The 12,156-nt window shown below is 61.8% G+C and carries 14 protein-coding genes and 1 tRNA gene; 11 read left to right on the forward strand and 4 right to left on the reverse strand.

The features are described from left to right. Positions 1-28 precede the first annotated feature (28 nt). The 6 genes from EOA33_RS10060 to EOA33_RS10085 all read left to right on the forward strand — a co-directional run bounded on the left by EOA33_RS10060 (position 29) and on the right by EOA33_RS10085 (position 6,002). A complete protein-coding gene (locus EOA33_RS10060) occupies positions 29-895 on the forward strand; it encodes a sugar ABC transporter permease (protein WP_126054723.1) in 867 nt (288 codons plus the stop codon). Between the two features lies 1 nt (position 896). Continuing rightward, positions 897-1,811, forward strand: a complete 915-nt coding sequence (locus tag EOA33_RS10065) for a carbohydrate ABC transporter permease (RefSeq protein ID WP_126054722.1) — start codon at positions 897-899, stop codon at positions 1,809-1,811. Continuing rightward, on the forward strand, positions 1,808-2,101 hold the full coding sequence (locus tag EOA33_RS10070; protein ID WP_189347543.1) for a DUF2160 domain-containing protein: 294 nt from the start codon (positions 1,808-1,810) through the stop codon (positions 2,099-2,101). Before EOA33_RS10065 ends, EOA33_RS10070 begins: the two co-directional genes overlap by 4 nt. Positions 2,102-2,177: 76 nt before the next feature. Beyond that, positions 2,178-3,905 carry an ABC transporter substrate-binding protein gene (locus EOA33_RS10075; RefSeq protein ID WP_127405552.1) on the forward strand — a complete coding sequence of 576 codons (1,728 nt, stop codon included), beginning with the start codon at positions 2,178-2,180 and terminating at the stop codon, positions 3,903-3,905. Positions 3,906-3,999: 94 nt separating this feature from the next. Next, complete coding sequence (glpK, locus tag EOA33_RS10080; protein WP_127405553.1) at positions 4,000-5,493, forward strand: glycerol kinase GlpK; 1,494 nt, start codon at positions 4,000-4,002, stop codon at positions 5,491-5,493. A gap of 32 nt (positions 5,494-5,525) precedes the next feature. Next, a complete protein-coding gene (locus EOA33_RS10085) occupies positions 5,526-6,002 on the forward strand; it encodes a DUF6882 domain-containing protein (RefSeq protein WP_126054718.1) in 477 nt (158 codons plus the stop codon). 92 nt (positions 6,003-6,094) lie between these two features. Here the strand turns inward: EOA33_RS10085 and EOA33_RS10090 are convergent, their stop codons facing one another. Continuing rightward, positions 6,095-6,550, reverse strand: a complete 456-nt coding sequence (locus EOA33_RS10090) for a BA14K family protein (protein ID WP_126054717.1) — start codon at positions 6,548-6,550, stop codon at positions 6,095-6,097. Between the two features lie 296 nt (positions 6,551-6,846). On the opposite strand from EOA33_RS10090, the gene EOA33_RS10095 reads away from it, so the two are divergent. Further along, a tRNA-Lys gene (locus tag EOA33_RS10095) sits at positions 6,847-6,922 on the forward strand. A gap of 318 nt (positions 6,923-7,240) precedes the next feature. Beyond that, the gene (locus EOA33_RS40380; RefSeq protein ID WP_281033514.1) at positions 7,241-7,375 is read left to right on the forward strand and encodes a ribbon-helix-helix domain-containing protein; all 135 of its coding nucleotides are present in this window, start codon (positions 7,241-7,243) and stop codon (positions 7,373-7,375) included. 175 nt (positions 7,376-7,550) lie between these two features. Here EOA33_RS40380 and EOA33_RS10105 read toward each other — a convergent pair whose 3' ends face one another. Continuing rightward, positions 7,551-7,847 carry a hypothetical protein gene (locus EOA33_RS10105; RefSeq protein WP_127405555.1) on the reverse strand — a complete coding sequence of 99 codons (297 nt, stop codon included), beginning with the start codon at positions 7,845-7,847 and terminating at the stop codon, positions 7,551-7,553. Between the two features lie 329 nt (positions 7,848-8,176). On the opposite strand from EOA33_RS10105, the gene EOA33_RS10110 reads away from it, so the two are divergent. The 3 genes from EOA33_RS10110 to EOA33_RS10120 all read left to right on the forward strand — a co-directional run bounded on the left by EOA33_RS10110 (position 8,177) and on the right by EOA33_RS10120 (position 10,277). Beyond that, entirely contained in the window at positions 8,177-8,716 is a 540-nt protein-coding gene (locus EOA33_RS10110) for a J domain-containing protein (RefSeq protein ID WP_126054695.1), read from the forward strand. A gap of 143 nt (positions 8,717-8,859) precedes the next feature. After that, entirely contained in the window at positions 8,860-9,036 is a 177-nt protein-coding gene (locus EOA33_RS10115) for a hypothetical protein (protein WP_126054694.1), read from the forward strand. 98 nt (positions 9,037-9,134) lie between these two features. Then, positions 9,135-10,277: a hypothetical protein gene (locus EOA33_RS10120; RefSeq protein WP_126054693.1), complete on the forward strand. Its 1,143-nt coding sequence runs from the start codon at positions 9,135-9,137 to the stop codon at positions 10,275-10,277. Here EOA33_RS10120 and EOA33_RS10125 read toward each other — a convergent pair. Both EOA33_RS10125 and dprA read right to left on the reverse strand, forming a co-directional pair. Next, entirely contained in the window at positions 10,274-11,152 is an 879-nt protein-coding gene (locus tag EOA33_RS10125) for a hypothetical protein (RefSeq protein WP_126054692.1), read from the reverse strand. The two genes, EOA33_RS10120 and EOA33_RS10125, sit on opposite strands and share 4 nt — an antisense overlap. A 58-nt stretch (positions 11,153-11,210) precedes the next feature. Beyond that, positions 11,211-12,156: DNA-processing protein DprA (dprA, locus tag EOA33_RS10130; RefSeq protein WP_127405556.1), on the reverse strand; the 946-nt coding region annotated here is incomplete at its 5' end.

Raw genomic sequence — 12,156 nt, forward strand, 5'->3', positions numbered from 1 at the left:
TTCCTGGCGCGTCGAGATGGGGGCATAGATGGAAAAGACCTGGAACAACAAGGCCTGGTTCCTTGTGCTGCCGGTGCTGGTGCTGGTGGCGTTCTCGGCCGTCATCCCGCTGATGACCGTCGTCAACTATTCGGTGCAGGACACGTTCGGCAACAACGTCTTCTTCTGGGCCGGCACGGAGTGGTTCGAGGAGCTCTTGTCCTCCGACCGCTTCTGGGAAGCGATGGTCCGCAACCTGATCTTCTCCTTCATCATCCTCATCATCGAGGTGCCGCTCGGCATCTTCATCGCGCTCAACATGCCGAAGAAGGGCTGGGGCGTGCCGGTCTGCCTGGTGTTGATGGCGCTGCCGCTGCTGATCCCATGGAATGTCGTCGGCACGATCTGGCAGGTCTTCGGCCGCAACGACATCGGCCTGCTCGGCTACTACGTCAATGCGCTCGGCATCGACTACAACTATGTCCAGGATCCGATCGACGCGTGGGTCACCGTCATCATAATGGACGTCTGGCACTGGACCAGCCTCGTCGTGCTGCTTTGCTATGCCGGCCTGGTCTCGATCCCGGATGCCTTCTACCAGGCGGCCAAGATCGACGGCGCCTCGCGCTGGGCGGTGTTCCGCTACATCCAGCTGCCGAAGATGCAGCGCGTGCTTTTGATCGCAGTGCTGCTGCGCTTCATGGATAGCTTCATGATCTACACCGAGCCTTTCGTCGTCACCGGCGGCGGTCCCGGCAATTCGACGACGTTCCTGTCGATCGACCTGGTCAAGACGGCGCTTGGCCAGTTCGACCTCGGTCCGGCGGCGGCGATGTCGCTGGTCTACTTCCTGATCATCCTGCTGTTGTCATGGGTCTTCTACACCGTGATGACCAACTACGACGCGGAGCGCTGAGATGACCGGCGTTAACGAAAGAGCGAACAGAGTGAGCGAGACGGCGGTTTCGGAAGGGCTGAGCAGCGCCCTGTCGCAGGACGAGGTGGCGCGCCTGATGCGGCGCCGCGGCGAGGAATCGCGCTGGTGGTGGATCGTGCCGACGCTCTACATCATCGTTATCCTGCTGCCGATCTACTGGCTCATCAACATGAGCTTCAAGACCAATGCTGAGATCGTCTCGTCGCTGACGCTCTATCCGCATGCGCCGACGCTCGCCAACTATCGCACCATCTTCAGCGACCCGTCCTGGTATTCGGGCTATATCAACTCGATCACCTATGTGGTGATGAACATGGTGATCTCGGTCGCCGTAGCGTTGCCGGCGGCTTACGCCTTCTCGCGCTATCGCTTCCTCGGCGACAAGCATCTGTTCTTCTGGCTGTTGACCAACCGCATGGCGCCGCCGGCGGTGTTCGCGCTGCCGTTCTTCCAGCTCTATTCCGCCTTCGGCCTGATCGACACCCATATCGCGGTGGCGCTGGCGCACTGCCTGTTCAACGTGCCGCTGGCGGTGTGGATCCTCGAAGGCTTTATGTCCGGTGTGCCGAAGGAGATCGACGAGACGGCCTATATCGACGGCTATTCGTTCCCGCGCTTCTTCGTGAAGATCTTCATGCCGCTGATCGCCAGCGGCATCGGCGTCGCCTGCTTCTTCTGCTTCATGTTCTCATGGGTGGAATTGTTGATCGCGCGCACGCTGACCACCACCGACGCCAAGCCGATCGCCGCCACCATGACCCGCACCGTCTCGGCCGCCGGCATGGACTGGGGACTGCTCGCCGCCGCCGGCGTGCTGACGCTGATCCCCGGCGCGCTCGTCATCTGGTTTGTCCGCAACTACATCGCCAAGGGCTTTGCCCTGGGGAGGGTATGACCATGAACCTCGACCTCTCCTGGATGGCGTGGACCTGGCCGACGGCGGCTTTCTTCGGCACCGTCTTCCTGCTGCTTTGCGGCATGGCGGCCTGGGAATATGCCTCGCCGGGCGGCAATCCGCGCGTCGGCGTGCTCCGCTTCGAGACGACGCGCGGCGACCGTCTCTTCCTTTCGCTGCTTGGCAGCGCCTTCATCCATCTCGCTTGGCTGGGTCTGGTTGGACCCAACCTGTGGTGGGCTCTCGCTCTCTCCGTAGTCTACGCCATCGGCGTGTTCCGCTACGTATAGAGGGGGAAACTGTTGGAGCGGCCGCGTGCCGGCGACCGCTCCAGATCGCACTTGAAACCAAAACTGGAGGAAACACATGCGACGGCAATTTTTAACATCAACGACCGCCCTTGTCCTATTGCTCGGGGCAGGCAATGCCTACGCCGGGATGGATGAGGCGAAGGCCTTTCTGGACAAGGAGATAGGCCCGCTGTCGACGCTTTCGCGCGCCGACCAGGAAAAGGAGATGCAGTGGTTTATTGACGCCGCCAAGCCGTTTGCCGGCATGGAGATCAAGGTCGTCTCGGAAACCATCGCCACCCATTCCTATGAATCGCAGGTGCTGGCGCCGGCCTTCTCCGCCATCACCGGCATCAAGGTCACGCACGACACGATCCAGGAAGGCGACGTCGTCGAGAAGATCCAGACCCAGATGCAGACCGGCCAGAACCTCTATGACGGCTGGGTCAACGACTCCGACCTCATCGGCACGCACTGGCGCTACCAGCAGGTGCGCAACCTGACCGACTGGATGGCGGGCGACGGCAAGGACGTCACCAATCCGAACCTCGACCTCAAGGACTTCATCGGCACCTCCTTCACCACGGCGCCGGACAAGAAGCTCTACCAGCTTCCCGACCAGCAGTTCGCCAACCTCTACTGGTTCCGCTACGACTGGTTCAACGACGAGAAGAACAAGGCCGACTTCAAGGCCAAGTACGGCTACGACCTCGGCGTGCCGGTCAACTGGTCGGCCTATGAGGACATCGCCGAGTTCTTCACCGGCCGCGAGATCGACGGCAAGAAGGTCTATGGCCACATGGACTACGGCAAGAAGGACCCGTCGCTCGGCTGGCGGTTCACCGATGCCTGGCTGTCCATGGCCGGCAATGGCGACAAGGGTATCCCGAACGGCCTGCCGGTCGACGAATGGGGCATCAAGGTCGACGAGAACTCTCGTCCTGTCGGCTCCTGCACGGCGCGCGGCGGCGACACCAACGGCCCGGCCTCGGTGTATTCGATCCAGAAGTATCTCGACTGGCTGAAGGCTTACGCTCCGGCCGAAGCGCAGGGCATGACCTTCTCCGAATCCGGCCCGGTGCCGGCGCAGGGTGCGGTCGCCCAGCAGATCTTCTGGTACACCGCCTTCACTGCTTCGATGGTCGACGCCGGCGCCAAGGCGGTGATGAACGACGACGGCACGCCTAAGTGGCGCATGGCGCCGTCGCCGCACGGCGTCTACTGGAAGGACGGCATGAAGCTCGGCTATCAGGACGTGGGTTCCTGGACGCTGATGAAGTCGACGCCGACCGACCGCGCCAAGGCCGCCTGGCTCTACGCGCAGTTCGTCACTTCGAAGACCGTCGACGTGAAGAAGAGCCATGTCGGCCTGACCTTCATCCGCGAGAGCACGATCCACGACAAGAGCTTCACCGAGCGTGCTCCGAAGCTCGGCGGCCTGATCGAGTTCTATCGCTCGCCGGCCCGCATCCAGTGGTCGCCGACCGGCACCAACGTGCCTGACTATCCGAAGCTGGCTCAGCTCTGGTGGCAGGCGATCGGCGATGCCTCGTCCGGCGCCAAGACCGCGCAGGAAGCGATGGACTCGCTCTGCGCCGAGCAGGAAAAGGTCATGAGCCGCATCGAGAAGTCGGGCGTCCAGGGCGATATCGGCCCGAGGATGGCCGAAGAGCATGACCTCGCCTACTGGAACGCGGACGCGGTCAAGAAGGGCAATCTCGCGCCTCAGCTCAAGATCGAGAACGAGAAGGAAAAGCCGATCACCATCAACTACGACGAGCTCGTGAAGAGCTGGCAGAAGTAAGACTGCCTGATGCGGGCGTCAGCGCCCGCATGGATCCTGCGGGGGAGGCGGCTTTTGCCGTCTCCCCTGTTGCATGAAGAGCGGAGGAGCGGAAATGAGCGGCTTTGTGCTTGCCATCGACCAGGGGACGACATCGAGCAGGGCTATCCTGTTCGACGACCAGATGAAGGTAGCCGGCGCCGGCCAGCAGGAATTCAACCAGTATTATCCAGCCTCGGGCTGGGTCGAGCACGATCCGCAGGAGATCTGGGCAAGCGTGGTGGCGACCGTGAAGGCCGCGCTGAAGGCTGCCAGCCGCAACGCTTCGGACGTGGCGGCGATCGGCATCACCAACCAGCGCGAGACCGTCGTCATCTGGGACAAGGCGACCGGCAAGCCGATTCACAACGCCATCGTCTGGCAGGATCGCCGGACCGCGCCGCTCTGCCAGAAATTGAAGAAGCAGGGGCTGGAGAAGACATTCACCAAGAAAACCGGCCTGCTGCTCGATCCCTATTTCTCCGGCACCAAGATCGCCTGGATGCTGGACAAGGTGAAAGGCGCCAGGAAGCGCGCCGAAAAGGGCGAACTGCTCGCCGGCACCATCGACAGTTTCCTGATCTGGTGGCTCACGGGCGGCAAGGTGCACGCCACCGACGCCACCAACGCCTCGCGCACGCTGGTCTACAACATCGAGAAGAATGTCTGGGACGGCGAGTTGCTCTCGATCCTGCGCATCCCGGCCGCCATGCTGCCGCAAGTGAAAGACTGCGCCGATGACTATGGAGTCACCGAGAAGGGCCTGTTCGGCGCCGAGATAAAAATCCTCGGCGTCGCCGGCGACCAGCACGCCGCGACCATCGGCCAGGCCTGTTTCGAGCCGGGCATGATGAAGTCGACCTACGGCACCGGCTGCTTCGCGCTGCTCAACACCGGCACCGACCTGGTGCGCTCGAAGAACCGGCTGTTGACCACCATTGCCTATCGCCTGAACGGCAAGACCACCTATGCGCTGGAAGGCTCGATCTTCATCGCCGGCGCCGCCGTGCAATGGCTGCGCGACGGCATCAAGGTGATCGGCAAGGCCGAGCAGAGCGGCGCGCTCGCGGCAGCCGCCGATCCGGCGCAGAATGTGTATCTGGTGCCGGCCTTCGTCGGCCTCGGCGCGCCGCATTGGGACGCCGAGGCGCGCGGCGCGATCTTCGGCCTGACCCGCAACTCAGGCCCGGCGGAGTTTGCCCGCGCGGCATTGGATTCCGTCGCCTACCAGACCCGCGACCTGCTCGACGCCATGCGCAAGGACTGGAAGGGGGCTTCCGCCAAGACCGTGCTGCGGGTCGACGGCGGCATGGTGGCTTCCGACTGGACGATGCAGCGGCTGGCCGACATCCTCGATGCGCCGGTCGACCGACCGACCATCCTGGAAACGACGGCGCTCGGTGCTGCCTGGCTTGCCGGCTCGAAGGCGGGTGTGTGGCCGAAGGCAAAGGAGTTCGCCAAGACCTGGGCGCTCGACCGCCGCTTCAAGCCGAAGATGGACACTGCGGCACGCACCGCCAAGCTGGCGGGCTGGCGTGACGCTGTGCGCAGGACGCTGAGCGTGCCATAAATCGGCAGCGAGATCGGCTGGGTGAGGGGTGAATGAATCCAGATTGGTATACTGGCTGGCGCGAAGAGGCTTTCGATCAGCTGAAAGCCAAGAACGACCGCCTGCAGAAGGATTTCCGCCTCGGCAGCTGGCCGCGCTACGACTACGATCTGAAGGCACGAAAGCTCCTGTTCTCGGAGCAAGGCGTTATCAAGGTCGTCGCCGAGATCCAGATTGCGGGCAGTACGAGCGCCAAAGCTGACAACTGGCTGTGGGCCTGGGCAAATTCAAACCTGCCCGGCGAACTCCTCGAAGACGCCAAGCGGGTTCGGTCCTTCGGCGAGGAAAAAGGCATCGATGAGCTGGCTCAGGCCTATGTGCTCGACACGAACAATGACCTGGAGGCGCTCGGCTGGGGGCTGAGCGGGGCAATGGTTCGCATCTGCGATGCACTCGGCGCTTACCGCTCCCCACGCGGTGAAGGCGGAGGCCTGTATCTGATCTTCAAGACCATCGGCTGGGCCAGTTGATCCGCGGATCGCTTCCTTGACCGGGATGTCGCGAAAGGCCCGTGCCGTTGCCGGCACGGGCCTCCGCAGCCTCCCGTGTTCCGATGATCAGGTCAGTAGGGCGAATAGCACTGCTGACGCGGGCCGTTGTACGGCTGGAACGTGTTGTCCCAGGCGCGGTAGGAGCGGTAGCGGTCGTAGCACCATTGGACATGGGCATCGCCACCGCGATAGACACGGTTCTGGTTGTTGATGATGGCACCGGTAATCAACGCGCCCGTGGCGAAGGCCGCCAGCGGGAACCAGAAGTCGCCGTGACGGCGATAGCCGCGACGATATTCGCGATAACCGCGATGGCCATTCCAGTACACGACACCGTCCCGGCGCGAGAATTCGCGATTGAGCGCGCGGTGTCTCCTCCAGTCCCGGTACTGCACAGTCTGGACGTCCGAAGACAGCCCCTGGCCCAGCGGTACATAATTTGGCTGGGCATTGACTGGCACAATGTCCGCCGCCACGAAAGACGCCGACAGCGCGGCCGCCAGCAGGCTGGATGCGATCCTGTTCATCGCTCTTCTCCTCGAAGGGTTGTTGACGTCCCTTGTGTCCGAAAAAACGGGCGACATAGGCAATTGTTCCCAGGTTCCCGTTCAGATTGCAGAATGCGCCTTGACGGTGGTGGCGTTTTACGGAGGCAAGCCCTTCGCCCCTCTCATGCGCTATGCCGCGCATGCCCGCATGGCCACAATGCCGCGCCGAACACAGCGAAAATCCAGCCTGTAGGCCATGTTTTTCCGGTTGACCCGTCGCGGCACTCTCCCTATGTTCCGCGCAATTTCGAGGGCGGCCTTAATCGAGCCCGCGGGAGCGCGTAGCTCAGCCGGTAGAGCAACTGACTTTTAATCAGTAGGTCATGGGTTCGAATCCCATCGCGCTCACCAAATTTTTCAATGAATGCAATGTGATATCGTTTCTCACCTGGAACGGGCGAGGGCGGTTCTCCTAACAGGAACCTAACAAAATGGCCCGCCGCCGAGGCAGCGGGCCAAACTTCACAATGTTGTTGGATGTCATGCACCTTGGGCGGCTGCCCGAACATAGTTGTTCGGCATCGGATCTTCTCCAATTCGGTTTGTGTGAGGCTCTAGCGCTTTCGCAAGAACCGAAATTCTGATATCAGAGTTTTTATGCCAAAGCACGAAACCGTGATATCAAAGAAACGGCGGGGACCGATCCCAACCGGAAAGGGCGTGCCGATCATGGTCCGCCTTCAACCGGACATGCTCGCGGGCGTCGATCAGTTTGTTGCCGAACATGAGGTTTCCCGACCTGAAGCCGTCCGATTGATCATTCGTGACTGGTTGACCAGACACCAGGTACTAAAGGCCGAGTGAGACCTTCATCCCCAAGAACGGCGGCGGCGCCGGGGTGGGCTGACGAAATGATCGACGCCCTTAAGATTAGGCGCACTGCTTTGCGCGGCTGACTGGCCGGCGCCTTGCCCCAAAGCCCCCCGCCCAATGGGCGCCGGTCAACTCCGAAATGGGCCTCGCGAAATGCAGCGAGTGTCTATCGGCTCGCCTCCGTGCGGGGCGCAAAGAAGCAGCGAATATAGGAAAACGGCGGGGACAAGCAGATGTGATACTGGCTGTCTTCGCTCTCTATGACGCGGTTCTTGGGAATGAAGTATCGGGTCTTGGACCCCGTGCGGACATTGAAACCGCCACCAGGCAGCGGCTCGACATAGCGCGAGCTGATGACCCCGCAGTCCTTCTTGTCCTCGCAGCATTCATAGCCGGTAACCGGATCATGATAGCCGGTGTACCAGTTGTGAGCGACGGCTAGCGCGATCAACAGGACTTTCATTGTCCGCCTAGATCTAACATGGCAGCTGGGCGGCAGGCTATATCGTATATTAGCGTTCGTTTGACAAAGCCGGTGACCGCGCCAGAACCATTTGCACGGCGCGGGGAATTGGGGTTGCCGACTGGTGATGGCATTGCGGACGATCTCGCCGTCATCCGTGGTGGTGTCCACGGTCGTGGCGACGGCGGAGATTCGCAGCTTCGCCCGGCATGCTGCCCACTTCGCTCGGATCGCCAGGCACTCCCTCTCGGGAAGCCTGCTTGCATGTGGGTACCAGTTGCGCGAAGCTGCCTATGGGGGAGTGGTGTAGATTCGAGGCAGCACCACCAATGTTCACTGACTACTACGAACTTCTGGAAATCAGCCCGAACGCCAACTCGGAAACGATTGAACGGATATTTCGTTATTTTGCCATGCGCTATCATCCCGACAATCGGGATACCGGAGATGATTCACGCTTCAGCGAGATCGTGGAAGCCCACAATACGCTGAAGGATCCGGTCAAGCGCGCGCAGTACGACATCCAGTACAGGGACAATCTGGGCCTTCGCCGTGAGCTTACCGAGGAGGCCAGCAACACCAAAGGTCTTGAGCGGGATGTCGTCATCCAGGCCAAACTGCTGACGCTTCTCTATGTAAAGCGGCGCCAGGACGTCAACAATCCCGGCATTGGCGATGACGAACTCGAGCGCTTGTCAGGCTGTCCGCGAGAACATCTGGATTTTCATCTCTGGTATCTGAAGGCAAAGGGCTGGATAGCCAGGATCGAAAACGGGATGTTCGCCATCACCGTGGAAGGCATCGATCGAGCCAATTCCGAACACCGTCGTGACGCCGCGACGACCAAACTATTGGATCATATAGATTAAACGGCCCTCCTGAAGCCCATCTGTTAGTCGGCTAGCTATAACAATATTAGCGATTGCTTGTATTTAGATCGGCCCGGGGCCAAGCTTTCCGTTGGATCGATCGAGTGGGCCGGGCAGAGGCGTCCAAGGGGAGGGGCAATAAATTGTCCGAGAAAAAGGTGATCGCGGTCAAGGACTGGAACTGTGCCATGAGCGACGAACTTGGCCGCGTCGCCCTGATGATCAATCCGACCGATGGCGAGCCGATACTGGTTTTGATGACGATCTTTCAGGCTGCCAGGATGGGGCGCGAGTTGCAGTCGCCGAAACGCGTCTCGTGATGCCTTCGATATCCACAAAGCGGGCGTAGACCGGCAGTGCCAACCTTGTCGCCAGACTGGGCGGCAGCTAGAGTCGGCATTCGCAAGGGAGGCGATACATGGCACTTCACCTTTCGGCCGACACCCTGGCCCCCGCGGCGGCGAAACCCCAGAAATATCTATTCGGCCCAGTCGCCGACTTCCTCATGCTCGGCGGTAGCGCGTTTCTCATCTTGCCGGTTCTGTTTCTTGTGCCGCTCGAGTACGAAGGCCTCGTTGCCGCTACGATGGTCTTTGTGGCGTATCTGGTAAACTATCCCCACTTCGCCCACTCATATCAGATTTTCTACCGCAATTTCGGACGCAAGGTGAGCGGCGACGGATACGACAAGGGCCTGCAGATCCGCTACATCTTCGCCGGCATCGCCGTTCCCCTGATCATGAGCGCCTTCTTTGCCTATGGCGCGGCGACGGCAAACACGCGGCTGCTGGGATATGCGACCAACGCCATGTTCTTCTTCGTCGGCTGGCACTACGTCAAGCAGGGCTACGGCATGCTGATGGTGGATGCCGTGCTCAAGCGCAAATTCTTCGACGATCGGGACAAGAAGGTGCTGCTGGTCAACAGCTATGCCGTCTGGATCCTGGCCTGGCTGCAGACGAATACGGCGGTCACCGCGGGCAAATACTATGGGCTGGAATATTACACATTCGCGGCCCCGTCGTGGATCACCGACATTGCCCTGCTGGTAGCCGTAGCATCCACCGCGGCTACGGTCATGATGCTGGTCAACCGTTGGCGAAAGAACGGCGGCGGCCTGCCGTACAACGGCATCGTGGCCTATGTCGCATCACTCTACCTCTGGATCCTGATCGCAAGGATAAACCCGCTCTGGCTGCTTGTGGTGCCCGCGCTCCACTCGCTCCAGTACCTGGCGGTGGTCTGGCGCTATCAGACCAATGTCGAGCGCGACGGTCTGGATGCCGCGAGCGATCCGCAACCGAAGATCCTGTCCTTTCTCGGCCCCCTCTACAGGCTTCGTGTCCTGGGATTTATCGTCGGTGGCGGCGCGCTCGGCTATCTCGGCTTCTGGCTGATCCCGTTCGTGCTGACGGCTATGATCCCTTATGACAGGCAAGTTCTCGGCTCGTCGCTGTTCTTCTTCATCGTGCTGATCTTCATCAACGTCCATCACTACTTCCTGGACAATGTGATGTGGCGCCGCGGCAATCCGGAAGTGTCGAAATATCTATTCCGCTAGCCCAGACGGCGCCGAATGGCCGACAGTAATCTCGAGGCACCGGACCTGGCCGCGTCGGCGGCAATCACCCTGTCCATCGACCGTTCGAACTCGGCCAGCATCGACGCCAGCAATTCCGCAAGCCCGCCGGCGGGGCCGTGGATCTTCTCGAAAAGGCGGCCGTAGTTCCGCAGCGTCTCGGCGACGACGTCGGGAATGTCCTCGTACCGGCACCAGATCACATATTCATGATAGGGGATGTGTGTTCGCAGCGGCACGTCCTCGCTGACGACGAGACAGCCTTGCGAAAGCGCCGGCAGGACCCTGAACTCCTCGATCGAGTGGTGATGCCAGGTCTGGTGCGGGTTGACGATGATTTTAGCGCTTTGGTACAGCGACCGCAGCCCGGGCAGGTCGTAGACGCCCTGGACATTCCTGTAGCCCGCAAAAGCCTCCAGTCTTTCGATCAGGGAGGCGCGCCTCGGCTCCCTGGTGTTGATGATGTTGGTCAGGACGTCGATCGACCGGCCGCCTGCATTTGAATAGTCGAAGGGGATCGGAGGGCAGTAGACGATCCGCTCGCTGAAGCGCCTCGGAAACCGGCCGCTGGATTTGATGTTGACGATGTTCGGCACATTGTATTCGAGCACGACGTCCGCCGTGCGGTACTGCTTTTCGTTTGCGATCCGGACGAGATACGTCTCGTCGCCTCCGAAGATGGATGGCACGACGCCCGGAGCGCTTGAGGGTGGAACGTCACGCCCGCCAGGAAGCACCAGATTGTGTTCGTCCTGGAAGAAAATCCGCATGCCCGACCGAGGCGCCGCGCGCCTGGCGAAATAGTTCTCCACGACGGGCAGATTGGTTACGAGCCTGTGCGCGTTCAGATAGCGCATGCGGTGATTTCCAAACGGAAGCACTCGATCGTCAGTGCCACGGCGCCGGGTGGAACCATCAGGAAACCAGAGAGACATTGCCGCCGGCGTGGCGCTCCAGCCGTCCCGCGAGATCGAGCTCCAACAGCACCATCGAGACCTGGGCGGCGCCGAGACCAGTGTGACGGATCACCTCATCGACCGCCACCGGCGTCGGGCCGAGCGCCTCGAGCACGCCCGCGCGATCATCCTCGCGTGGCGGCGGCATTGCCGAGAGATCCGGCGGCTCGGCCAGCGGTGCTATTCTTGAAACACGCGCCCCTGCCAGCGGCGCGATGGCGCTGGAAACATCTGCGGCTTCGGTCACCAGCGTCGCGCCGTCCTTCAGCAGGCCGTTCGAGCCGGCCGCGCGCGGATCGAGCGGCGAACCAGGTACGGCGAAAACCAGGCGGCCCATCTCGCCAGCCAGCCTGGCGCTGATCAGCGAGCCCGAACGTTGCGCCGCTTCGACCACCACCAGCCCCAGCGCCATGCCGGCGACGAGCCGGTTGCGGCGCGGAAAATCCTGCGCGCGCGGCTGCCAGCCGAACGGCATTTCCGAGACGACGGCGCCGCCACGCTCGGCGATCTCGATGCAGAGCGCGGCATTCTCGGGCGGGTAGGGCATGTCGAGCCCGCCGGCCAGCACGCCAATAGTGCCGGTAGAGAGGCTGCCTTGGTGCGCTGCCGTATCGATGCCGCGCGCCAGGCCGGAGACGATCGCGTAGCCGTCGCGGCCAAGGTCCGCCGCCAGCATCCGCGCCATCTTGACGCCGGCGAGCGAGGCGTTGCGGGCGCCGACGACGGCGACCGCCGGCAGACGGAAAACCGCGCCCTCGCCCTTCACCGCAAGCAGGGGCGGCGGATTATCCATGGCCTTCAGCAGAAGCGGATAGTCGGCCTCGCCGATGCCGACGAAACGGCCGCCGGCCCGCCTTGCCGCGTCCAGCTCCGCCTCGGCCTCGGCCACAGTGGGAATGCGGAGG

The sequence above is a fragment of the Mesorhizobium sp. M4A.F.Ca.ET.050.02.1.1 genome, assembly GCF_003997725.1.
GTDB lineage: Bacteria > Pseudomonadota > Alphaproteobacteria > Rhizobiales > Rhizobiaceae > Mesorhizobium.

Excerpts from the sequence above, each read along its gene's own strand:
- glpK (WP_127405553.1), top strand. The coding sequence starts at position 4,000 with ATGAGCGGCTTTGTGCTTGCCATCGACCAGGGGACGACATCGAGCAGG.
- EOA33_RS10060 (WP_126054723.1), top strand. The coding sequence starts at position 29 with ATGGAAAAGACCTGGAACAACAAGGCCTGGTTCCTTGTGCTGCCGGTG.
- EOA33_RS10085 (WP_126054718.1), top strand. The coding sequence starts at position 5,526 with ATGAATCCAGATTGGTATACTGGCTGGCGCGAAGAGGCTTTCGATCAG.
- EOA33_RS10070 (WP_189347543.1), top strand. The coding sequence starts at position 1,808 with ATGACCATGAACCTCGACCTCTCCTGGATGGCGTGGACCTGGCCGACG.
- EOA33_RS10125 (WP_126054692.1), bottom strand. The coding sequence starts at position 11,152 with ATGCGCTATCTGAACGCGCACAGGCTCGTAACCAATCTGCCCGTCGTG.
- EOA33_RS10105 (WP_127405555.1), bottom strand. The coding sequence starts at position 7,847 with ATGAAAGTCCTGTTGATCGCGCTAGCCGTCGCTCACAACTGGTACACC.
- EOA33_RS10065 (WP_126054722.1), top strand. The coding sequence starts at position 897 with ATGACCGGCGTTAACGAAAGAGCGAACAGAGTGAGCGAGACGGCGGTT.
- EOA33_RS40380 (WP_281033514.1), top strand. The coding sequence starts at position 7,241 with ATGGTCCGCCTTCAACCGGACATGCTCGCGGGCGTCGATCAGTTTGTT.
- EOA33_RS10075 (WP_127405552.1), top strand. The coding sequence starts at position 2,178 with ATGCGACGGCAATTTTTAACATCAACGACCGCCCTTGTCCTATTGCTC.
- EOA33_RS10090 (WP_126054717.1), bottom strand. The coding sequence starts at position 6,550 with ATGAACAGGATCGCATCCAGCCTGCTGGCGGCCGCGCTGTCGGCGTCT.
- EOA33_RS10120 (WP_126054693.1), top strand. The coding sequence starts at position 9,135 with ATGGCACTTCACCTTTCGGCCGACACCCTGGCCCCCGCGGCGGCGAAA.
- EOA33_RS10110 (WP_126054695.1), top strand. The coding sequence starts at position 8,177 with ATGTTCACTGACTACTACGAACTTCTGGAAATCAGCCCGAACGCCAAC.